The following is a 21,297-nucleotide window of genomic DNA, read 5'->3' as shown; positions in this document are numbered from 1 at the left end:
AGCGTCAGCTCTCGATCTTCGAGAAATCGGCAACGCCATGCACCGCGGCGGTGAAGCGCGACAGCAGGCCGAGGCGATAGGCGCGGACCGCTTCGTCGGGGTCGTTGACCATCACGCCGTCGAAAAAGGCGTCGATCGGCGCGCGCAGCGAAGCAAGCGCGGCCATCGCGTCGGTGAAGCGTTCTTCGGCGACGGCAGCGGCGGCGGCGGGTTCGGCGGCGTCGAGCGCAGCGAGCAACGCCTTGTCCATCTCCGTCGCCCCCGCGAAGGCGGGGGCCGTTGTGTTCGGCGCACTACTGCCAGCGGCCCCCGCCTCCGCGGGGGCGACGACTATATTCGCCTGCTTCAGAATATTCGCTGCGCGCTTGTAACCCGCGAGCAGATTGGCGCCGTCCTCGGTCGCCATGAACGCCTGGAGCGCCTTCACGCGGGCGAGCAGGCGAACGAGGTCATCCTCGCCACCGAGCGCGAACACCGCATCGATCAGGTCGTGACGGACGCCGGCTTCGCGTTGCTGGACCTTGAGGCGGTCGGCGAAGAAGTCGAGCAATTCATACGCGAAGGTTGCATGCGATTCATTCAGCGGCGCGAGCTGGCTGCCCTTTGGCTGCATGCTGCCATAATCGCTGACGCCATTTAGCCAAAGAGCACGGTAGAAGTTGTCACAAATCTCGTTCGCTTTTTCTGCAACGGCCAGCAAGCTCAATCGCATACCATTCGAAAGGATCAACGAGACGCTTGCCAAAGTGGCCCGACGAAGGGCGAAGGGGTCTTTTGATCCCGTCGGCCGCTCCCTAGCGGCGAAGAAGGCGAACAAAATATCCAGCTTATCCGCCAACGCCACAGCCACCGTCACCGGCGCCGTCGGCACGTCATCGCCCTGCCCGACCGGCTTGTAGTGATCGCGGATCGCGTCAGCGACCGCTTGCGGCAGGCCCTCGGCGCGGGCGTAATAGCCGCCCATCAGGCCCTGCAATTCGGGGAACTCGCCGACCATTTCGGTGACGAGGTCGGCCTTGGCCAGCTCGGCCGCCTGCCGCGCGAGCGCGGGGTCGCAGTTCGGGACGATGCCTTCGCTCGCCAGCCATTCGGCGAGCTTCGCGACACGCTCGACCTTGTCGGCGACGGTGCCGAGTTTTTCGTGGAAGGTGATGTTCGCGAGCTTCTCCGCGTGCTGCGCGAGCGCCTTTTTCTGATCCTGTTCCCAGAAGAAGCGCGCATCGGACAGCCGCGCCGCGAGCACCTTTTCATTGCCCGCGACGATCTCCGCGCCGCCGTCCTTCGCATCGATGTTCGCGGTGCAGACAAAGCCGTTGGCGAGCTTGCCGTCGGCACCATTCACGACAAAATATTTCTGGTTCACGCGCGCGGTGAGCTGGATGACCTCTGGCGGCACTTCGAGAAACGCCTCGTCGAAGCGGCCGAGCAGCGGCACCGGCCATTCGGTGAGCCCGGCATTCTCGATCACCAGCCCCTCGTCCGCGACAAGGCTCAGCCCGGCGTCGGCCGCGGCCTTCGCGGCGCCGTCGCGGATGATCGCCTGCCGCTCTTCATGGTCGACGATGACGTGGCAGGCGCGGAGTTTTTCGGCATAGTCCGATGCCGAGCCGATGGTGATTTCGCCCGGACAGTGAAAGCGGTGGCCACGCGTCGCGAAACCGCTCGCGATGCCGCCGATTTCGCACGGCACCAGCTCCTCGCCGAAGATCGCGACGATACCCGAAAGCGGGCGTACCCAGCGCAGGCTTTCGCTACTCGCGCTTTCGCGGCCCCAGCGCATCGACTTCGGCCAGGCAAAGGCGCGGACGATCGCGGGGATCGCTTCGGCCAGCACCTCGGCGGTCGCACGGCCGGGCTTGTCGATCACCGCAAACCACACGCCGTCGCGGTCCTCAAGCTGATCCTGCGTCAGTCCGGTCTTGCGCAGAAAGCCTTCGAGCGCCTGCGGCGGCGCGCTGCTGCGCGGACCTTTCAATTCCTCGCTGACGGCAGCGGTTGCTTGCGGAAGGCCCTTGGCGATCAGCGCCAAACGGCGCGGCGTCGACCAGATGGTGAGATCGCCGAACGCGATACCCGCGGCGCTCATCTGCGCGCGGAACAGCTTGTCGAGTTCGGCGCGCGCGCCGGCCTGCATCCGCGCCGGAATTTCCTCGCTGCGCAGCTCGAGAAGGAAGTCGGTCACAGTGTCCACCCCGGATATTTGGCGGTCCAGCGCTCGGACTGGCTGTCGATCCACGCCTTGCAGCTTCCCTTCGCGAGGTCGCGGACACGCGCCATGTAATTTGCGCGTTCCTGCACGCTGATCACGCCGCGCGCCTGGAGGAGGTTGAAGAGGTGGCTCGCCTCGATCGCCTGGTCATAAGCCGCGAGCGGCACACCCTCGTCGATCGCGCGTTTGCACTCTTCCTCGGCAGCCTTGAAGCCCGCGAAGAGCGTGTCGGTGTCGGCAACCTCGAAATTCCATTTCGAAAATTGCCGTTCATTTTCAAGGAATACGTCGCCATAGCTCACACCTGGCACATCGCCGACCGCGTCCGAAAAGCGCAGGTCATAGACATTGTCGACGCCCTGAATATACATGGCGAGGCGTTCGAGCCCGTAGGTCAGCTCGCCCGCCACCGGCTTGCAGTCAAAGCCGCCCATCTGCTGAAAATAGGTGAACTGGGTGACTTCCATCCCGTCGCACCAGACTTCCCAGCCCAGCCCCCATGCGCCGAGCGTCGGCGATTCCCAGTCGTCCTCGACGAAGCGGATGTCGTGGAGCAGCGGGTCGATGCCGATCGCGGCAAGGCTGCCCAGATATTGCTCCTGAAGGTCGGCGGGCGACGGCTTCAAAATCACCTGATATTGGTAATAATGCTGAAGCCGGTTCGGATTCTCGCCATAGCGGCCGTCGGTCGGGCGGCGGCTCGGCTGCACATAGGCGACGTTCCAGGGCTCCGGCCCCAGGCTGCGCAGGGTCGTTGCCGGATGGAAAGTCCCCGCCCCCACGCGCATGTCATAGGGTTGCAAAATCGCGCAGCCGCGCGCGCTCCAATAATTGTGCAGCGTCAGGATCATGTCCTGAAAGCTGAGTGGTATCTTGTCCGCCCCGTCGGCCACGGCCGCATATCCTTCGCAGGTGCAAAAATCGCCGCCGCATTGGCCCAGCGGGTGCAAAGGGTCAAGCGGTTGCGACCGAGTTTCGGTCGCCGATGTCAGCTGCCCATTGCAAATTGTCAGGTCTTATTGACATTCGCGGCGAATCACGCCATTTAGTCAACAACACCTGACATTGAGTCAGGGGTGCATGACGACGGGATATACCGTGAACAACCAGCTCAAGGTCCTGCGCGCGATGCGCAACTGGAGCCAGGCGGAGCTTGCCGACCGGCTCGATGTGTCGCGGCAGGCGGTGAATGCGATCGAAACGGGGAAATATGACCCGTCGCTGCCGCTCGCCTTCAAGCTGGCGCGGGTGTTCGACATGCCGATCGAGGAGATTTTCGACGATGGTTACAAGGGACGCCCCCATGACTGACGATGCCCATACGGCCAACCGCCGCGCATCGCCGCGTCAGCGCCGCTATCGTTTCGCGATCGGTTTTTCGGCGGCGATCGGGGCGATCATCGGCGCGTGGATGGTCTTCGACCAGCCCGCGGGCCGCGATAGCGCCACGATGATGCTTACCGGATCGCTGAGCCCCAGTTTCGCGATCGCCGCGTCGCTCGTCTGGGCACTCGGCCTTGCCTTTGCGATGATCCTCTATCACCGCGCGATCGACGACCATGAAGAGCGCGCCTGGCTGTGGGCAAGCCTGGCCGGCTGGTATGCGGTCATCTTTCCCACCCCGGTGTGGTGGGTGCTGCACCGCGCAGCGCTCGCGCCTCCTGTCGATGCGATGATGCTGTTCGCGCTGTCGCTGATCGTCAATGCGGCGGTGTGGGCGTGGCTGAAATTCCGCTGACGCGTTATCGCGAGTTCTTTTTCCCTTCCCGCCGCCTGGTCAATATGAAAGATAGTTCTGCATGAAAAACTGGTTCAAAACGCTCGCTTCAACCTGTGCGATCATTCCGCTGGCGCATTGCGCGCTGATCCCCGGCGGCAATATTGCGTCCGCCGCCGAACCCACTGCCCCCGCGGCCGAAGCCGCGCCGGCGACCACCGATGCCGATCCCGCGCTGTGGATCGTGAAGGATGAGGACACGACGATCTATCTGTTCGGCACCGTCCATGTGCTGAAACCCGGCCTCAGCTGGTTCGACGAGGCGGTGAAGGACGCGTTTGACAGCTCCGACCAGCTGATGCTCGAACTCGTGGTGCCCGACGATCAGGCCGAGGTCGGAAAGACGATGATGCCGCTGGCGCTCGACCAGAGCGGCAAGACGCTGAGCTCGCGGCTCGACGCCGAACAGCTTGCCGCCTATCAGGCGGCGATGGCCAGCGTGGGCCTGCCGCCCGCGCAGTTCGACATGTTCAAGCCCTGGTTCGCAGCCATCACCCTGTCGATCCTGCCGCTCACCCAATTGGGCTATGACCCCGAACAGGGCGTCGAAAAGCAGCTCACCCGCTTCGCCAAGGAGGGCGCCAAACCCGTTGCCGGGTTCGAAACGCTGGGCGAGCAGCTCGGCTTTTTCGACACGCTTCCCGAAGCGCAGCAGGTCGCCTTCCTCAATTCGGTGGTGAAGGACCTCGACAAGCTGGGGCCGACGCTCGACGAGATGGTCGTGCTGTGGGGGAAAGGCGATCCCGACGGACTGGCGGTCGCGATGAACGAAAGCCTCGCCGCGACCCCCGAACTGGCGCAGACGCTGCTGTACGATCGCAACGCGCGCTGGGCCGAACAGTTGAAGGCGCGGATGGACCAGCCGGGCACCGTCTTTGTGGCGGTGGGTGCGGGGCATCTTGCCGGCGAAAAAAGCGTGCAGGATTATCTGAAGGAGCATGGTCTGGTCGTCGAACGGGTCGACTATTGAGGGCTGTGCCGACCGGGCGCGGACTAGGGGGTCGCCGCTTTGCGGCGGCCCTTTTTCCGCTCCTGCTGGCAGCATGCGGATCCCCCGACCCCGGAACGAAGGCGGCACCGGCCATGTGGCTGGCCGAGGACGCCGACACGCGCATCTACATATTGGGGTCGATGCACGCGCTGCCGCAGGGGACCGATTGGGACGATGGCGCGGTCGGCACCGCGATCGACGCGGCCGACGAACTGGTGATGGAATTATCGCCCGCCGAGCTTGGTGCCGCAGCCGCGGCGTTCCGCGCTTTGGCCCCGCGTGAGGCGCCGCTGGCGATCGACGCCCGGCTGACGGGCAGGGCGCTCACCGGCTATCGCGCGCTGGAGGCGAGCGGAGGGTCGCTGAACGGCGACGCGCTCGACGATTGGGCGGTGATGGTACTGATGGGACAGCGTATCGCACAAGAGGCCGAACTGGTGCCGGACGAAGGGGTCGAGACGCGGTTGACCGAACGGTTCGAGGCTGTCGGCAAGCCTATCATGGGGCTGGAGCGCGCGCGCGAACAGTTAATGCTGTTTGAAACGCTCGGCCCGGCGGCGCAGCGTGCGCTGCTCCGCCGCGCAGCCGAAAAGGCCGATAGCGGGGTTGCCGATGTGCTCGCCATGACCGCGGCGTGGGGCCGCGGCGATGTCGCGGCGCTCGAAAACGTCATCAACGAAGGCATCGACGCGGTGCCCGCCGCGCGCAAGGCGATCCTCACCGACCGCAACCGCCGCTGGAGCGCGTGGGCGATAGAGCGGATGGAGCGGCCGGGCACGGTGCTGATGGCCGTCGGCGCTGGGCATCTCGTCGGGGAGGATGGCGTCCCTGCGTTGCTGGAAGCGCGGGGAGTACGGGTCCGGCGGGTGCAATAGCGGGTGTGTGGCGGCATTGAGGTAGGGAGCGGCCGTCTTTAGTTTCGTCATCCCGGCGAAGGCCGGGATCTACCCTGACGGTTTGCCGCACCGGCGAGATCCCGGCCTTCGCCGGGATGACGATGGAATGAAGGTCGTATTCCGGCCGAAACCGATCCCCTGCGCGTTACCGCCCGTCCCGCTTGCTTTTCCGGCCGTTCCCCGCTAAGCGCCGCGGCTTCCGTCATGGTCATCCCTGGAGGCGTGGCGGACTGTGTAACTGTTTCTCGGAGAAATATGATGAGCGATCAGCTGACGCTGACGGCCGAGACGCGCGAACGCGGAGGCAAGGGAGCCTCGCGTGAACTGCGTCGCGAAGGCCGCGTCCCCGCCGTGGTCTATGGCGGCAAAGAAGAACCCCTGATGATCCACGTCGAAGAAAAGCTGCTGATGAAGCAGCTGATGACGGGTCACTTCATGAACTCGGTCGTGATGATCGAAGTGGGCGGCAAGACCATCCGCACCCTGCCCAAGGACGTCGCTTTCCACCCGGTCAAGGATCGCCCGATCCACGCCGACTTCCTGCGCATTGCCAAGGACGCCAAGGTTCAGGTCGCGGTACCGGTTTCGTTCCAGAACGAAGAAGCCTCGCCGGGCCTGAAGCGCGGCGGCGTGCTGAACATCGTTCGTCACGAACTGGAACTTGTCTGCGACGCGGACAAGATCCCCGACGAGATCGCGATCGACGTCACCGGTTTCGATGTCGGCGATTCGATCCACATCAGCAACGTCACCCTGCCGAAGGGCGTCGAAAGCGCGATCACCGACCGCGACTTCACCATCGCCACCATCGTCGCCCCGTCGGCGCTCAAGTCGAGCGACGGCGACACGACGAAGGATGAAGGTGAAGAAACCGCTGCCGAAGGCGGCGAAGAAGCCTAAGACCAGCACTTCAGCCCCTCCCCTTCCGGGGAGGGGTTGGGGTGGGGTTCTGCGGGGCAGCGTAAGGCCGATGGCCCCACCCCGCTGCGACTAGCGAGCCAGCTCGCAAGTCTCGCTGCCCCTCCCCTGAAGTGGAGGGGAGAAGAGGAATGCAGCTCTGGGTCGGCCTTGGCAATCCGGGGCCCAAATATGCGATGCACCGTCACAATGTCGGCTTCATGGCCGCCGACGTCATCGCCGATTTTTACGACTTTCCGGCGCCCACGAAGAAATTTCAGGGCTGGATCCAGGAAGGGCGCATCGGATCGCAGCGCATCCTGCTGCTCAAACCCGGCACCTTCATGAACGAAAGTGGGCGCAGCGTGCGCGCGGCGATGGATTTCTACAAGCTGGCGCCGCAGGACGTCACCGCCTTTTACGACGAGCTCGACCTTGTGCCGATGAAGGTCAAGGTCAAGCAGGGCGGCGGCGCGGCAGGGCATAATGGCATCCGGTCGATGATCCAGCATATCGGCGAGGATTTCCGCCGCATCCGCATCGGCATCGGCCATCCGGGGCACAAGGACCGCGTGACCGGGCACGTCCTCGGCAATTATCACAAGAGCGAGATGGAACCGCTGATCGACCTTCTCGGCGCGATCGCCGCCGAGGCGAAGTGGCTGGCGGACGGTGACGAGGTTCGGTTCCAGAGCGACCTCGCGCTGCGATTGCAGGGCTGAGATTGGGGCGGCTGAGGCTTTTATCCTCCCTGCGCCGCAGGCGTGGGGAGGGTCAAGGCAGCCCGCCTCACCATCCAAAGGCGAACTTCAACCGCTCATTTGGCGACGCAGCCGAAGTAAGGCATGATCGCGGGCGAAAGGAGCCACCCTCATGCCCGACCGCCATCGCCCAAGCCGCCGCGACCTGATCGCGGGCGCCGCCGCGCTCACTGCCGCAACCCCTGCCCTGCTTCATGCGGCGACGCCCGCGGCGCCACCCTCGCTCAAGGGTCGCACCGTGCTGATAACCGGCTGCTCCAGCGGCTTTGGTCGCGTCGGCGCGCTGCTTTATGCGCAGCTTGGCGCAAAGGTGATCGCGACAATGCGCAATCTGCCCCGCCCCGAAGCGGAAAGCCTGGCCGCCGAAGCCGCGAAGGAAAAGCTCGACCTCCACATCGTCGAGATCGACGTGACCGACGATGCCTCGGTCGCGAGCGGGACCGCGCGGGCGCTCGACCTCGCGGGCGGGCGGATCGACACGCTGATCAACAATGCCGGCATCGGGATCACGGGTCCGGTCGAAGTGCAGGACATGGAAGCGACGAAGCTGATCTTCGACACCAATGTCCTTGGTATCCAGCGGATGCTCCGCGCGCTGTTGCCGCAAATGCGTGAGGGCAAAGGCGGGCAGATTTTCAACATCTCGTCACAGCTCGGCCGCGTCATCGTGCCGGGCGGCGGCCATTATTCGGCGACGAAATTCGCGGTCGAGGCTTTGTCGGAGCAGATGGCCTATGAACTCGTGCCGCACGGCATCGACGTCACCGTCATCCAGCCCGGCGGCTATCCGACGAAAGTGTGGGTCAACCGCAATGCCTATACCGGCGCGCTCAAGGACCGGAGCGATCCCGCGCTGCTCGCCGCCTATGATCCCTTCACGCGCGGCATGGGAACCGAGGATGGCAGCGGGCGCAGCGCCGACCCCGCCGACGTCCCGCGCGCGATCGCCGAAATCATGGCGATGCCGCCGGGCCAGCGCCCGCTGCGCCGCGCGGTGCATCCCGGCGCCAAGCCGCAGGAGCCGATCAACCGCGTGTCGGCCGAAGTCCAGCTCGCGTGGCTCGGCGGCGGCCGGCTTGGTCCGTTGGTGAAGGCGGTCCACGACTGATCGGCGTCATACAAGTGTCACGCACGTCGCCGCGTTTCGACACGGTCGAGCAACGCGGCTGACACGAACCTCTGCAATCGGTGCGCCACCTCCGAACCGGGACAATCGAGTCCCGGAGCTCAACCGAAAAACAGGGGAACTGCATGTCACATCTTACCGACGAAGCCCGCGCACCTTTTCGCGGCGAAACCGACGCTGTTCCGGGACCTGGCAGCCTCGAGGCGATCGTCGCGGAAAATCCGACGCGCCGGACGCTTCTGAGGAACGGGCTGTTCGGCCTGTCGGTGATTCCGGCGATGGCGCTCGCCGCATGCGATGACGACGGCAGCCCGGTCGTGACCGTGCCGCCGACGCCCACGCCGACCCCGACCCCCACGCCAACGCCGCCGCCGAGCTTTGCGGCAAGCTTTGCCGCCGTCGCCGCGAATCAGGACGACCGCGTTACCGTCCCCAACGGTTATACCGTCGACGTTCTGTTGAAGGCGGGCGATTCGGTCGAGGCAGGCGCGCCCTATTCGGGCAGCTTCCCGGCAAGTCCCGCAGTCGCCGAGAAATGGGCGGGCGGTAACCATGACGGCATGGAATATTTCGCCATCCCCGGTGTCGACGCCAACAGCCGCGGTCTGCTGGCGATCAATTTCGAATATCCCGATTTCCACATTCTGATGAACGGCAGCTATAACGCGTCGACCGCGACCCCCGACCAGAAGGCGCTGGCGCTGTCGGCGGTGGGCATTGGCGTTGTCGAGATTGCCAAGGGCAGCGATGGCAAATGGACGGTCCAGGCCGGGTCGACCTATAACCGCCGCTATACCGGCAACAGCAGCTATCGCGCAGCCGGCCCCGCCGCGGGACTGCTGTCGGGCAGCATCAAGGGTATGCTCAACAATTGCGCGAGCGGGCGCACGCCCTGGAACACCTATCTGACCTGCGAAGAAACGACCGACAATTATTTCGACCCGACGCAGCCGGCGAACAATTATGGCTGGGTGGTCGAGATCGACCCGCTGGGCCAACTGGCGCAGCCGACGAAGCGCACCGCGATGGGACGGTTCGATCACGAAAATGTCGCCTTCATGTCGAGCGCCGACCGCCGCGTCGCCTTTTACATGGGCGATGATTCGACCCCCGGCTGCATCTATAAATTCGTCCCCGACCGCCCGTGGAGCGACACGAACCGCGCCGCAAACACCGACCTGCTCGACTATGGCACGCTCTATGTCGCGCGCTTCAACGGCGACGGCACGGGCGAATGGCGTGCGCTCGTCGTCGGCCAGAACGGCCTGACCGCCGGCGCGCAGGATCCGGGCAACCCCAGCCAGAGCACGACGCCGCCCGCGCCGGTGACGGTCGATTTCAACAATCAGGCCGAAGTGCTGATCAACTGCAAATCGGCGGCGCGCGTCGCCGGCGGCACGGTGATGGATCGTCCCGAATGGATCACGGTGGCGCCCGACAACAAGGCGGTTTTCGTAGCGCTGACCAACAACAGCGGCCGCCGGGTCACCGACCCCGCCAATCCGCGCATTCGCAACCTGCACGGCCATATCCTGAAGTTCAGCGAAGAAGGCGATTCGCCGACGGCGACCAAATTCAGCTGGGAAATCTTCCTGATGGCGGGCGACCCGGCGCTGGCGGCGGGCGGGGACAATCTGGTCGGCAATATCGATGGCGATACTTTTTCCAGCCCCGATGGCATCCGCATCGACCCGCAAGGCCGGTTGTGGGTGCAGACCGACCATAGCGTTCCCGGCAACTCGGGGGTCAGCGGCACGACGATCGATCAGGCGTTCGGCCACAATGCGATGTTCTATGTCGATCAGGTGAGCAAGAAATCGAAGCGTTTTCTTGTCGGCCCGCTTGGCTGCGAGATCACGGGGCTGGCCTATACTCCCGACCTCACCACTTTCTTTGTGAATATCCAGCATCCGACGGGCAATTGGCCGGTCGCTGGTGAAGCGCCGCGCTCGTCCACGGTCGTCGTGCGCCGCACCGACAACCAGCCGGTCGGCAACTGACCCCTGACCCTGCCCCGTCCGTCTGGGGGGACGGACGGGGTATTGGCGTTATGGTGTGCGTTTCGGCGGCGGAGGCGGCGAGCCGTCGGCGGTTCCAGCCATCAGCGTGACGCACATGGTCCGGTGAACCGGGTGCCGCCCGCAGGCGACGCCCGCATAGCGGTGCGTCGGGCGAAGCAGGCTGAACCGGTGGCCGCGATCGGGGACGCCGTCGTCGATGAGCAACTGGTCGACCACGCCCGCGGGCGTATGATGGCCATAGGTGATGACTTCGTTGACATAGGGGCCGCCGCCGCGCGCGCGCATCCGCTCGCCCGGCCCCTGCCCCCGCGTATAATGGCCGACGGCGCCCGATCGCGATTGGACCGCGACATGATCGGCAGCTGCCCGCGCGAGCAGGTTGCTCCACGCAAGTTCGGGCAGCGGCTTTTCACGGCGCAGGTCGCGGATCGCTTCGTCGACCGCGGCGACGCCTTCGCGCGTCATGATGTCGATTTCCCCTTCCTCGGCCGCAAGCAGCCGCCGCCCTGCAAAGCGCGGGCGATAGTCGCGGAGGAAATCGGCATAGGCGGCGGGGTCGCTGCGAAAACGGTTGAGTTCGGCGAACACGCCGGCCTCGAACCGATCGGGCGCGGCAAGCGCGGCGGCGCTGCCAAAAACGAGCAGGACAAGGACGGCGGCGATCGGTCGCGATGGCTTCATGGCTTGCGCGATAAAAGGCCAAGTCTGAACGCGGCGCAACGGCAAAGACTGGCGCGCGGCGCGTTCTGGCGCTAGGGGCGCTGCAACACCGGCGCCCTGCTCAACGAAGCGCCGAACCTCACGGAGTTTTTATGGGTTTCAAATGCGGGATCGTCGGCCTGCCCAACGTCGGCAAGTCCACCCTGTTCAACGCGCTGACCGAAACCGCGGCGGCGCAGGCGGCCAACTACCCCTTCTGCACGATCGAGCCGAATATCGGCAATGTCGCGGTGCCCGATGCGCGGCTCGAAAAGCTCGCCGTCATCGCGAACAGCAAGAAGATCATCGCGACGCAGCTCGCGTTCGTCGACATCGCGGGCCTTGTCCGCGGCGCGTCGAAGGGCGAAGGCCTCGGCAACCAGTTCCTCGGCAACATCCGCGAGGTCGATGCGATCGTTCATGTCCTGCGCTGTTTCGAGGATGACGACATCCAGCATGTCGAAAACAAGGTCGATCCCGTCGCCGACGCCGAGACGGTCGAGACCGAGCTGTTGCTCGCCGACCTTGAAAGCCTGGAAAAGCGCGTTCCTGCCTTTGCCAAAAAGGCCGCGCAGGGCGACAAGGAAGCGAAGATCGCCGCCTCGGTACTGGGCCAGGCGCTCGACCTGCTCCGCGACGGCAAGCCTGCGCGGCTCGTCGAGCCCAAGGACGCCGAGGAAGCCCGCGTGCTCCGCACCGCGCAGCTCTTGACCTCGAAGCCCGTCCTCTATGTCTGCAACGTCGACGAAGGCAGCGCGGCGAACGGCAACGCCTTTTCCGAAAAGGTCTTTGCCAAGGCCGCGGCCGAGGGGGCGCAGGCCGTGGTCGTATCCGCCGCGATCGAAAGCGAGCTGGTGACGATGGACATGGCCGATCGCATGGAGTTTCTGTCCGAAATGGGGCTGACCGAAACGGGCCTCGCGCGCGTGATCCGCGCGGGTTACGAACTTCTGCACCTGATCACCTTCTTCACCGTCGGCCCGCAGGAAGCGCGCGCATGGACCGTCCATCAGGGCGCGACCGCACCCGAAGCCGCGGGCGAGATTCACAGCGATTTCCAGAAGGGCTTCATCCGCGCCGAAACGATCGCCTATGATGACTATGTCGCGCTCGGCGGCGAAGCGAAGGCGCGCGAAGCCGGCAAGCTGCGCGCCGAGGGCAAGGCCTATGTCGTCAGCGACGGCGACGTGATGCATTTTCTGCACAGCTGATCGGGCAGCTTTGGGCGTGGGGAGCAGGCGCCATAGCCTGGGGCGCAATCTGTCCAAAGGTCAGGAAAGGTCAGCCTTGTGCGACCCCCGGCTTGCGGTGTCCGGCGGATATGATGCGCGCAGTTGCGACCCGCATTCAAAAGCGGGATGCGAGCTTCTGTTCACCGACTGCAAGAGCCAGACGAAAGCTGACACAGCGGGATAATGCAGGACAGCGCTTTTCAGATGTCCTGATTGGGGCGGTTTCCCGACCTTCCTTTATCCGTTATCCCGGCGAAGGCCGGGATGACGGGACATCTACCGGTCGAAAGCGGCCGTTGCGGATCGGCGCCTCCTCGCCCCTACGGCTCGAACGCCGTCAGGATCGGGCACGGCCCCTTGTCGCTCGCCGCGCATTGGTCGGCGAGGCGTGTCAGCGCGGCGCGCGTGGCGGTCATCTGCGCGATCTTGCCATCGAGTACCGCGATCCGCTGGCGCGCGAGTTCGCGCACGCGAAAGCGGTCGTCGCTCGACTCAAGCGCGAGCAGTTCGCCAATCTCTTCCAGCGTGAAGCCCGCGCCCTGCGCCGCGCGGATGAAGCGCAACCGCCGCACATCTTCCTCGCCATAGCGGCGAATGCCCCCGCCCCAGCCGTCGCCGCCGCTGCGCACCGGCGTCTGCATCAGGCCGCGGCGCTGGTAATAGCGGATGGTTTCGACGCCGACGCCGCCCGCGCGCGCCAGCTTTCCGATGGTGATCTGCACCGCTTGACTCCGTACCATGGTACGGAAGCTATATGGGCGGCATGACAAAACAGGCAATACTTTATCGCATGGTCATGCCCGGACACATCTGTCCCTATGGCCTCAAGGCAAAATATCTTCTGGAAAGAAAGGGCTATACGGTCGACGATCGCTGGCTGGAAACGCGCGAACAGACCGATGCGTTCAAGGCCGAACATGGCGTCAAGACGACGCCGCAGACCTTTATCGATGGGCGCCGCATCGGCGGCTATGACGATCTGCGCCGCCATTTCGGGCTGAAGGTGCGCGATCCCGACGCCACCAGCTATCGCCCGGTGATCGCGCTGTTCGTGATGACCGCGCTGATGGCGCTGGCAACGAGCCACGCCGCCTATGGCGACGCGCTGACCATCCGCGCCGCCGAATGGTTCATCTCGTTCAGCATGATCGTGCTGGCGCTGCTGAAACTCCAGGACGTCGACACGTTCGCGACGATGTTCCTGAACTATGATCTGCTCGCCAAGCGCTGGGTTCCCTATGGCTTTGTCTATCCCTTTGCCGAAGGGCTGGCGGGCGTGTTGATGACCGCGCATGCCCTGCCCTGGCTGTCGATCCCGGTCGCGCTGTTCATCGGCGGCATCGGCGCGGCGTCGGTGTTCAAGGCGGTCTATATCGACAAGCGCGAGCTCAAATGCGCCTGCGTCGGCGGCGGCAGCAAGGTGCCACTGGGCTTTATCTCGCTGACCGAAAATCTGGCGATGCTGGCGATGGCGGTGTGGATGATGCGGACGTGGTTCTGACATAGTGTGTCATTGAAGTCCGACATGGCTCGGCTATCGAGGGCAGGTGATTCGCCTTCGGAGCCGCGCCATGTTGAACCGCCGCCATTTCCTTGCCAGCGCCACCGTCGCCGGGCTTGCCGCTCCGGCGATTGTCCGCGCGCAGGGTCTGCTCCGCGACTTTCCCTTCCAACTCGGCGTCGCATCGGGCGATCCGGCGAGCGACGGCTTCGTCATCTGGACGCGCCTCGCGCCCGAACCGATGGAACGCCACGGCGGAATGCCGCTGACCAATGTGCCGGTCGAATGGGAGGTGGCGCGCGACGGCGGCTTTCGCGACGTGGCGGCGAAAGGCACCGCGCTGGCGCGCCCTGAACTCGCGCACAGCGTCCATGTCGAGGTCGGCGGCCTGGAACCCGACCGCCCCTATTATTACCGCTTCACCGCCGCGGGCGAACGCAGCTTGCGCGGGCGCGCGCGGACCCTGCCCGCCGCCGGTGCGCGCGTCGACGCGCTGAAATTCGGCGTCGCGGGGTGCCAGCATCTCGAAGCGGGCTTTTACGGCGCCTATCGCCATATGGCGCGCGAAGATCTGGCCTTCGTCTATCATTACGGCGACTTCATCTATGAATATCGCCACGACTATCTGTTCGACGACGGCCTGCCGATCCGTCCGGTGCGCCATTATGCGCAGCGCGCGCTGTTCGACCTGACCGATTACCGCAATGCCTATGCCCAGACGCTGCTCGACATCGACCAGCAGGCGGTACGATCGGCGCACGCGCATTTGTCGAGCTTTGACGATCACGAGATCCGCAACGACTGGGTTTCGGACATCGACAATTGGAAACTCGGCCTCGACGGCAACGATCCCGACGCCGCGCCGCCCGAAATCTTCATGCTGAAAAAACAGGCGGCGATGCAGGCGTGGTACGAACATATGCCGGTGCGCCGGTCGCTGCTACCGCGCGGCGGCATGGTCGCGGCGCACCGCGAGTTCCGCTATGGCGACCTGATGGCGATGCAGCTGCTCGACACGCGGCAATATCGCGACGACCAGCCGTGCGGCGACGGCTTCAAGCCCGCGTGCGACGATGTGTTTGCCAAGGATCGTCAGGTGCTGGGCAAGGCGCAGGAGGAATGGCTGGCGCGCAACCTGGCGCGCGGCGGCGCGACGTGGAACGCGCTGGCGCAGCAGGTGACGATGATGTCGCTCGACCGGCGGCGGCGGCCGGAGGAAACCGAAAAGATCCTGAACCTCGACAGCTGGGCAGGGTATGAAGCGCCGCGGACGCGGATGTTGTCGCGCTTTGCGGGGCTCGACAATAATGTCGTGCTGACCGGCGACGAGCATCAGAATTTCTGCGGCGACCTGGTCCTCAAGGACAAGGTCGTCGGCGCCGAATTCGTCGCCACCTCGATCTCGAGCGGCGGCGACGGCAGCGACAAGCGCGTCGGCACCGACGAATGGCTGGCGCGCAACCCCGAGCTGAAATTCGCTAACGACCAGCGCGGTTATCTTGTCTGCGAGGTGGGGCGCGAGGCGTGGCAGACGCATTTCATGGTCGTCGACAAGGTGACGACGCCGGTGAACAGCCTGTCGAAACGCGCGACGGGCGTGGTGGAGCGCGGCGTGGCCGGGGTCAAGATGGCCTAAGTCTCGACCGGATAGCCGCCATCGCGCCACGCTTTCATCCCGCCGTCAAGCGCGGTCGCGCGGCCAAATCCCAATTCGCGCAGGGTCGCGGCAGCAAGGGTCGAAATTTTCCCAAATTCGCAGACGGTCAGAATCTCGACCCCCGGATCGGGCAGCACATCGTTGACCCGCAGTTCCAGCTGACCGCGCGGCAGGTGCGTCGCGCCCGGCACATGCCCGGCGCCGAACGCCTCCTTTTCGCGCACGTCGAGAATGACGAAATCGTTGGCGCGCGTCGCGATACGCCGGCTGAGTTCGTCAAGGGCCATAAACGGCACTTTCGATCCCGCTTCTACGAGCAATTGCCGCACCGTCTTGCCGCCCGACATATTGGTGCGCAGCGCCTCGGTCAGATGGGTCGGCGCCGACAGATTGAGGCTGTTCATCAGCGCGACGAAATCGGCGCGCTCGGTCTTGGCGAGGCGCGGGTTGCTGCGCCGTTCCTCGCCGATCGTGCTGCTTTCGCGCCCCTTATAGTCGTGCGCGGGAAAGACGAGTGTTTCGTCGGGCAGCATCAAAAGCTTGCCGAACAGGCTGTCGAACAACTGATCGGGATCGCCGCTCGGCAGGTCGCTGCGCCCGGTGCCGCCGATCAACAATGTGTCGCCCGTGAAAACGCGATCCTCGACATGGATCGCCATCGAATCGCGCGTATGGCCGGGGGTGTGAAATATCTTCATCCGCATCGCGCCGAGCGGCAGCGAGTGGCCGTCCTCGACATGCAGGTCGACATAAGGCGACGGCGACAGGCGGTGCATCACGATGGGGGCGCCGAACGCGCGCTTCAGCGCCTGCGCGCCCGAAAAATGGTCGGCGTGGGTGTGGGTGTCGATGATGTAGCGGACACGCAGCCCCTGCCTGTTCACGTCGCCGATATAGCGATCCACAAGGTCGAGCGCGGGGTCGATGATCGCCGCGGCGCAGCTTTCCTCGCAGCCGACAATATAGGATTTGCACCCTTCACCATCGCGGAAACTGGCGAAATACATCGTCCCCTCCTCCTATTTCCTCCCGAACAGCCTTTCGACATCGCCCATCGCCAGCTTCACCCAGGTCGGGCGCCCGTGGTTGCACTGGCCCGAATGCGGCGTGATCTCCATCTGACGCAGCAAGGCATTCATTTCGGCGACGGTCAGCGTCCGCCCCGCCCGTACCGAGCCATGGCACGCCATCGTCGCCGCGACCAGATCGAGCCTTTCGTTAAGCCCCAGCGCCGCATCATAACCCGCCAGATCGTCGGCGATGTCGGTGACAAGCCTGGTACAGTCGATCGCGCCCAGCATCGCCGGGGTCGCGCGCACCATCACGGCAGCGGGTCCGAAACGCTCAAGTTCCACGCCGAGCGCAGCGAGGCCTGGCGCGGCGGCTTCGAGCCGGTCGCACGCAGGTTCGTCAAGCTCGACGACTTCGGGGATCAGCAGCCCTTGCGACGGCACCGCCTGCCCCGCCATCCCGCGTTTCAGCGTTTCGAGCACCAGCCGTTCATGCGCCGCATGTTGATCGACAATGACGAGCCCGTCCTCGGCCTCCGCGACGATATAGGTTTTGGCAATCTGGCCGCGAGCGATGCCGAGCGGATGGGCTTCGGCCTGCGGCACCGGGGCCGTCGCGGGTTCGGCGCGCCCGGCGATCGGCGCGGGTGCCGCGAACGGCATCAATCGGTCGTAGACGCGCGCGATGTCGCCCGCGGGCAGGATCGCCTCATCGACGCCCGGGTACACGGCCGGCGCGCTAGCCGCGGCGCGCTGGTCGAACAGGAACCCGGTCGCCGGCTGCGGCGCCACCGGCTCCTGCTGCCATGCGTTCAGCGCCGCCTCGGCGGGGCGCTGGACGCTGCGGAAGCCATGCTCGTCGAGCGCGCGGCGCAGGCCGCCGACGATCATGCCGCGGATCAGCTGCGGATCGCGAAAGCGCACCTCGGTCTTGGCGGGGTGGACGTTCACGTCGACCTCGCTCGTCGGTACGTCGAGAAAGAGCGCGACGACCGGATGACGATCGCGCGCGAGCAGGTCGGCATAAGCGCCGCGCAGCGCCCCGACGAGCAGCCGATCCTTCACAGGCCGCCCGTTGACGAACAGATATTGATGATCGGCGATACCGCGATTGTAGGTCGGCAGGCTGATGACCCCGCCCAGATGGACGTCGCCGCGCGCCAGGTCGACGCCGATGCTGTTCGTCGCGAGGTCGCGGCTGGTCAGCGCGGCGACGCGCGCGATGCGGTCCTGTCCGCCCTGCACATCGAGCACGCGGCGGCCGTCATGCTCGACGGTGACGCCCACGTCGGGACGCGCCATCGCCAGCCGCCGCACGACATCCAGGCAGGCGGCATATTCGCTACGCGCGCTGCGCAGGAATTTGCGCCGCGCGGGGATACGCGCGAACAGATCCTCGACGATCACGCGCGTTCCTTTGGCGAGCGCCGCGGGCCCTTCGGCAACCAGCGCGCCATTGTCGACGACGCGCCGCCAGCCGTCGCCGTCCGCCGTCCGGCTTTCGAGCGTCAGCCGCGCGACGCTGGCGATCGACGGCAAAGCCTCGCCACGGAATCCCAGCGTCGTCACCGCCTCGATCGCTTCGTCGGGGAGCTTCGACGTCGCGTGGCGTTCAAGCGCGAGCGCCATGTCGGCGGCGGTCATGCCGCAACCGTCATCCTCGACCTCCAGCCGCGCGATCCCGCCCTCGCCGATTCGCACGGCTATCCGAGTCGCGCCCGCGTCGATGGCGTTTTCAACCAGTTCCTTGAGCGCCGCGGCGGGTCTTTCAACCACTTCACCGGCTGCGATCCGATTTACGAGCTTTTCCGGCAGGCGGCGTATTGACATGGGGGCTGTCCTAGCGCAGTCGGACGCAAATCGCGACCCACCCGCACAGCCCTGATCATTTTATCCAGCCAGCCCTTCGGACGAGCCGGAATCTTCCCCTGATTGGTCCTGTTGCCGGACGGCAAGCGGATTAGATTGCGGCAGGGGCGCGGGGCCGTTTACGGTCCCCGGCGATCCGATGACAGGAAGCAGTATAGATGTCCTTCTTTTCCCGGTTTCTGAAATTCAATTCGCAAGACATGGCCATCGACCTCGGCACCGCAAATACGGTCGTCTATGTGCGCGGCAAGGGCATCGTGCTCAACGAACCCTCGGTCGTCGCCGTCGAAACGCTGAACGGGATCAAGCGGGTGAAGGCGGTCGGCGACGATGCCAAGCTGATGATGGGCAAGACCCCCGACAGCATCGAGGCGATCCGCCCGTTACGCGACGGCGTCATCGCGGACATCGACGTCGCCGAACAGATGATCAAGCACTTCATCACCAAAGTGCATGGCGGAAAGCCCAACGCCTTTCGCAGCCCCGAAATCGTGATCTGCGTGCCCAGCGGGTCAACGAGCGTCGAACGCCGCGCGATCCGCGATGCCGCGTCGAACGCGGGCGCGAGCGAGGTCTATCTGATCGAGGAACCGATGGCCGCGGCGATCGGCGCCGACATGCCGGTCACCGAACCCATCGGATCGATGGTGGTGGACATCGGCGGCGGAACCACCGAAGTCGCCGTGCTCAGCCTGCGCGGTCTTGCCTATACCACGTCGGTCCGCGCGGGCGGCGACAAGATGGACGAAGCGATCGTTTCCTATGTTCGCCGCCACCACAATCTGTTGATCGGCGAATCGACCGCCGAGCGGATCAAGAAGGATTTCGGCATCGCGCGCATCCCCGCCGACGGCACGGGCATGACGATCCACATCAAGGGCCGCGACCTCGTAAACGGCGTGCCCAAGGAAATCTCGATCAATCAGGCCCAGATCGCCGAGGCGCTGTCCGAACCGATCGGCACGATCGTCGAGGGTGTACGCATCGCGCTTGAAAACACGGCGCCCGAACTGGCGGCCGACATCGTCGACCAGGGCATTGTGCTGACCGGCGGCGGCGCGCTGATCGCCGAACTGGACGAATTGCTGCGCGATGCGACCGGCCTGCCGGTGACGGTCGCCGAAGACCCGCTGACCTGCGTGGCGATCGGCACCGGCCGCGCGATGGAAGACCCCGCCTTCCGCGGCGTGCTCCAGCAAGCCTGATCGGACGGTAGAGCCTGCCATGGTCCGCCCGGCACATCGGCGTCCGGGGCAATCCCGAAAGGCCCAGTACAGCCTGTTCGTCGCCTATGTCATTGCGGTGACCGGGGCGGTAGCCGGATTGCTGCTGGCGATCCTGTCGGTGGCCGATCCCGTCGGCTTTGCCCAGCTGCGCATTGCAAGCCAGGAACTCACCGCGCCGATCGCGCGCGGGACGCGGTCGGTTATCGGTTCGATTTCGGGCATCGATGACAGCGTCGGCGCCTATGTCGCCGCAGGATCGCAGAACCGGCGACTGCGCAAGGAATTGGCCGACACGCGACGCCAGCTGGTCGCAACCAGCTCGCTCCAGGAGGAAAATCGTCAGCTCAAGGCGCTGCTCAAGCTTCAGCAAACCGACAAGACGGCCCTTGCCAACGGCTATCTGCTCACCTCCACCTCGACGAGCAGCAAGCGTATCGCGCTGCTCAGCATCGGCCGCAACCTTGGCGTCGCGGCGGGGCAGCCGGTGCGCGGCGCGGACGGGCTGATCGGCCGCGTGCTGACCGCCGGACCGTCGGTGTCGCAGGTGCTGCTGCTCACAGACGTCGACAATATGGTCCCCGTACGCCGCGCGCGCGACGGGCTGCCCGCACTGGCCAGCGGCCGCGGCAACGGCGACCTCGACGTGCGCACGCTGAACATCGCCAATAATCCGTTCAAGCCGGGCGACATATTGGTGACGTCGGGTACCGGCGGCCTCTATCCCCCGAACATTCCCGTCGCGATCGTCGTGCGGCGACAGAATGACGGCGCGCTCGCGCGCCCGCTCGCCGACCCCGGCAAGGTCGATGCCGTCGCAGTGCTCCGCCCCTACACGCCCGACAATATCGAGGCCGCGGGCCGGCCGGGCCCGGCGACGCCCCCTGCCCCCGCCACCGCGCCGTGAACCGCAAGGGCCCGCGCCTTGGCGAACCCGCCTCTTTATGGCGGATGCGGATCGTGCCGATCGCCTGCGTGATGCTCGCCTCGGCGCTGCCGCTGATGCTGCCGCTCATCGCCAATTCGCCCGTGCTGCCGCCGATCGGCCTGCTGTTTTTCCTCTGCTGGCAGTTGCTGCGTACCGAAATGTGGCCGGTGTGGATCGGGCTGCCGCTCGGCCTGTGGGACGATCTGTTCAGCGGGGCGCCGATTGGCACAGCCGCCGGGCTGTGGACCCTCGCAAGCATCGCGATCGCTTATTCCTCGCAGCGCATCTATTGGCGCGGCTTCTTTCACGACTGGGCGATTGCCGCGCTGCTGGTTGCGGCGATCCAGTCGCTCGCCGCGCTCATCACCCACCCCGGCGCCGATGCCGCCCATATGCTCGGCCTCGTCGTGCCGCAGATTGTCGTGTCCGTGCTGCTCGTGCCGCTGTTCATGCGGCTCACCGGCAAGTTTGACAATTTCCGGCTGAAGCGCCGATAAAAC

20 protein-coding genes are annotated in these 21,297 nt (G+C 65.3%); 14 read left to right on the top strand and 6 right to left on the bottom strand.

Features of this window, described 5'->3' with window-relative positions:
• Positions 1–4: 4 nt before the first annotated feature.
• Together glyS and RIA72_RS06930 are read right to left on the bottom strand one after the other, a co-directional pair.
• Positions 5–2,182: a glycine--tRNA ligase subunit beta gene (gene glyS / locus RIA72_RS06935; RefSeq protein WP_350031578.1), complete on the bottom strand. Its 2,178-nt coding sequence runs from the start codon at positions 2,180–2,182 to the stop codon at positions 5–7.
• Complete coding sequence (locus RIA72_RS06930; RefSeq protein WP_350031697.1) at positions 2,179–3,060, bottom strand: glycine--tRNA ligase subunit alpha; 882 nt, start codon at positions 3,058–3,060, stop codon at positions 2,179–2,181. Before RIA72_RS06930 ends, glyS begins: the two co-directional genes overlap by 4 nt.
• A 247-nt stretch (positions 3,061–3,307) precedes the next feature.
• Between RIA72_RS06930 and RIA72_RS06925 the strand changes: the two genes are divergently transcribed.
• From RIA72_RS06925 to RIA72_RS06890, 8 genes are all read left to right on the top strand, one after another.
• On the top strand, positions 3,308–3,520 hold the full coding sequence (locus RIA72_RS06925; RefSeq protein ID WP_350031696.1) for a helix-turn-helix transcriptional regulator: 213 nt from the start codon (positions 3,308–3,310) through the stop codon (positions 3,518–3,520).
• Entirely contained in the window at positions 3,513–3,947 is a 435-nt protein-coding gene (locus tag RIA72_RS06920; protein ID WP_350031577.1) for a hypothetical protein, read from the top strand. The genes RIA72_RS06925 and RIA72_RS06920 overlap by 8 nt, the downstream gene beginning before the upstream one ends.
• Before the next feature lie 61 nt (positions 3,948–4,008).
• Positions 4,009–4,956, top strand: a complete 948-nt coding sequence (locus RIA72_RS06915) for a TraB/GumN family protein (RefSeq protein ID WP_350031576.1) — start codon at positions 4,009–4,011, stop codon at positions 4,954–4,956.
• A gap of 113 nt (positions 4,957–5,069) precedes the next feature.
• The gene (locus RIA72_RS06910) at positions 5,070–5,852 is read left to right on the top strand and encodes a TraB/GumN family protein (RefSeq protein WP_350031575.1); all 783 of its coding nucleotides are present in this window, start codon (positions 5,070–5,072) and stop codon (positions 5,850–5,852) included.
• 279 nt (positions 5,853–6,131) lie between these two features.
• Positions 6,132–6,773, top strand: a complete 642-nt coding sequence (locus RIA72_RS06905; protein ID WP_350031574.1) for a 50S ribosomal protein L25/general stress protein Ctc — start codon at positions 6,132–6,134, stop codon at positions 6,771–6,773.
• Between the two features lie 149 nt (positions 6,774–6,922).
• A complete protein-coding gene (gene pth / locus RIA72_RS06900) occupies positions 6,923–7,492 on the top strand; it encodes an aminoacyl-tRNA hydrolase (protein WP_350031573.1) in 570 nt (189 codons plus the stop codon).
• Positions 7,493–7,643: 151 nt separating this feature from the next.
• Positions 7,644–8,639, top strand: coding sequence for an SDR family oxidoreductase (locus tag RIA72_RS06895; protein ID WP_350031572.1), 996 nt, complete (start codon positions 7,644–7,646; stop codon positions 8,637–8,639).
• A gap of 143 nt (positions 8,640–8,782) precedes the next feature.
• The gene (locus RIA72_RS06890) at positions 8,783–10,657 is read left to right on the top strand and encodes a PhoX family protein (protein WP_350031571.1); all 1,875 of its coding nucleotides are present in this window, start codon (positions 8,783–8,785) and stop codon (positions 10,655–10,657) included.
• 48 nt (positions 10,658–10,705) lie between these two features.
• On the opposite strand, the gene RIA72_RS06885 is transcribed toward RIA72_RS06890, so the two are convergent.
• Positions 10,706–11,359: a CAP domain-containing protein gene (locus RIA72_RS06885; protein WP_350031570.1), complete on the bottom strand. Its 654-nt coding sequence runs from the start codon at positions 11,357–11,359 to the stop codon at positions 10,706–10,708.
• Between the two features lie 131 nt (positions 11,360–11,490).
• On the opposite strand from RIA72_RS06885, the gene ychF reads away from it, so the two are divergent.
• Positions 11,491–12,588: a redox-regulated ATPase YchF gene (gene ychF / locus RIA72_RS06880; RefSeq protein ID WP_350031569.1), complete on the top strand. Its 1,098-nt coding sequence runs from the start codon at positions 11,491–11,493 to the stop codon at positions 12,586–12,588.
• 341 nt (positions 12,589–12,929) lie between these two features.
• Here the strand turns inward: ychF and RIA72_RS06875 are convergent, their stop codons facing one another.
• Positions 12,930–13,331 carry a MerR family transcriptional regulator gene (locus tag RIA72_RS06875; RefSeq protein ID WP_350031568.1) on the bottom strand — a complete coding sequence of 134 codons (402 nt, stop codon included), beginning with the start codon at positions 13,329–13,331 and terminating at the stop codon, positions 12,930–12,932.
• A gap of 32 nt (positions 13,332–13,363) precedes the next feature.
• Here RIA72_RS06875 and RIA72_RS06870 point away from each other — a divergent pair, with 32 nt between their 5' ends.
• Positions 13,364–14,110 carry a MauE/DoxX family redox-associated membrane protein gene (locus RIA72_RS06870; protein WP_502957941.1) on the top strand — a complete coding sequence of 249 codons (747 nt, stop codon included), beginning with the start codon at positions 13,364–13,366 and terminating at the stop codon, positions 14,108–14,110.
• A 70-nt stretch (positions 14,111–14,180) separates the two neighbouring features.
• Entirely contained in the window at positions 14,181–15,746 is a 1,566-nt protein-coding gene (locus tag RIA72_RS06865; protein WP_350031566.1) for an alkaline phosphatase D family protein, read from the top strand.
• Here the strand turns inward: RIA72_RS06865 and RIA72_RS06860 are convergent.
• Together RIA72_RS06860 and mutL are read right to left on the bottom strand one after the other, a co-directional pair.
• The gene (locus RIA72_RS06860) at positions 15,743–16,774 is read right to left on the bottom strand and encodes an MBL fold metallo-hydrolase (RefSeq protein WP_350031565.1); all 1,032 of its coding nucleotides are present in this window, start codon (positions 16,772–16,774) and stop codon (positions 15,743–15,745) included. The genes RIA72_RS06865 and RIA72_RS06860 overlap by 4 nt on opposite strands.
• A gap of 12 nt (positions 16,775–16,786) precedes the next feature.
• Entirely contained in the window at positions 16,787–18,607 is a 1,821-nt protein-coding gene (gene mutL / locus RIA72_RS06855; protein WP_350031564.1) for a DNA mismatch repair endonuclease MutL, read from the bottom strand.
• 197 nt (positions 18,608–18,804) lie between these two features.
• On the opposite strand from mutL, the gene RIA72_RS06850 reads away from it, so the two are divergent.
• Genes RIA72_RS06850 through RIA72_RS06840 form a run of 3 tightly spaced genes read left to right on the top strand, consistent with a single transcriptional unit; the run spans position 18,805 to position 21,294 of the window.
• Positions 18,805–19,851: a rod shape-determining protein gene (locus RIA72_RS06850; protein WP_350031563.1), complete on the top strand. Its 1,047-nt coding sequence runs from the start codon at positions 18,805–18,807 to the stop codon at positions 19,849–19,851.
• A 19-nt stretch (positions 19,852–19,870) separates the two neighbouring features.
• Positions 19,871–20,776 carry a rod shape-determining protein MreC gene (gene mreC / locus RIA72_RS06845; RefSeq protein WP_350031562.1) on the top strand — a complete coding sequence of 302 codons (906 nt, stop codon included), beginning with the start codon at positions 19,871–19,873 and terminating at the stop codon, positions 20,774–20,776.
• Positions 20,773–21,294 (top strand): rod shape-determining protein MreD, encoded by a 522-nt coding sequence (locus tag RIA72_RS06840; protein ID WP_350031561.1) that lies wholly within the window; start codon positions 20,773–20,775, stop codon positions 21,292–21,294. The genes mreC and RIA72_RS06840 overlap by 4 nt, the downstream gene beginning before the upstream one ends.
• Positions 21,295–21,297: the final 3 nt, after the last annotated feature.

It is taken from the genome of Sphingopyxis sp. (assembly GCF_040216815.1).
Taxonomy (GTDB): Bacteria; Pseudomonadota; Alphaproteobacteria; order Sphingomonadales; family Sphingomonadaceae; genus Sphingopyxis.
The sequence above is the reverse complement of the archived record's forward strand: the minus strand, read 5'-3'. Positions and strand labels throughout refer to the sequence as shown.

Excerpts from the sequence above, each read along its gene's own strand:
- RIA72_RS06860 (WP_350031565.1), bottom strand. The coding sequence starts at position 16,774 with ATGTATTTCGCCAGTTTCCGCGATGGTGAAGGGTGCAAATCCTATATT.
- RIA72_RS06895 (WP_350031572.1), top strand. The coding sequence starts at position 7,644 with ATGCCCGACCGCCATCGCCCAAGCCGCCGCGACCTGATCGCGGGCGCC.
- RIA72_RS06865 (WP_350031566.1), top strand. The coding sequence starts at position 14,181 with ATGTTGAACCGCCGCCATTTCCTTGCCAGCGCCACCGTCGCCGGGCTT.
- RIA72_RS06930 (WP_350031697.1), bottom strand. The coding sequence starts at position 3,060 with ATGATCCTGACGCTGCACAATTATTGGAGCGCGCGCGGCTGCGCGATT.
- mutL (WP_350031564.1), bottom strand. The coding sequence starts at position 18,607 with ATGTCAATACGCCGCCTGCCGGAAAAGCTCGTAAATCGGATCGCAGCC.
- RIA72_RS06890 (WP_350031571.1), top strand. The coding sequence starts at position 8,783 with ATGTCACATCTTACCGACGAAGCCCGCGCACCTTTTCGCGGCGAAACC.
- RIA72_RS06850 (WP_350031563.1), top strand. The coding sequence starts at position 18,805 with ATGTCCTTCTTTTCCCGGTTTCTGAAATTCAATTCGCAAGACATGGCC.
- RIA72_RS06885 (WP_350031570.1), bottom strand. The coding sequence starts at position 11,359 with ATGAAGCCATCGCGACCGATCGCCGCCGTCCTTGTCCTGCTCGTTTTT.
- RIA72_RS06870 (WP_502957941.1), top strand. The coding sequence starts at position 13,364 with ATGGGCGGCATGACAAAACAGGCAATACTTTATCGCATGGTCATGCCC.
- RIA72_RS06910 (WP_350031575.1), top strand. The coding sequence starts at position 5,070 with ATGTGGCTGGCCGAGGACGCCGACACGCGCATCTACATATTGGGGTCG.
- pth (WP_350031573.1), top strand. The coding sequence starts at position 6,923 with ATGCAGCTCTGGGTCGGCCTTGGCAATCCGGGGCCCAAATATGCGATG.
- RIA72_RS06915 (WP_350031576.1), top strand. The coding sequence starts at position 4,009 with ATGAAAAACTGGTTCAAAACGCTCGCTTCAACCTGTGCGATCATTCCG.
- mreC (WP_350031562.1), top strand. The coding sequence starts at position 19,871 with ATGGTCCGCCCGGCACATCGGCGTCCGGGGCAATCCCGAAAGGCCCAG.
- RIA72_RS06920 (WP_350031577.1), top strand. The coding sequence starts at position 3,513 with ATGACTGACGATGCCCATACGGCCAACCGCCGCGCATCGCCGCGTCAG.
- RIA72_RS06905 (WP_350031574.1), top strand. The coding sequence starts at position 6,132 with ATGAGCGATCAGCTGACGCTGACGGCCGAGACGCGCGAACGCGGAGGC.
- ychF (WP_350031569.1), top strand. The coding sequence starts at position 11,491 with ATGGGTTTCAAATGCGGGATCGTCGGCCTGCCCAACGTCGGCAAGTCC.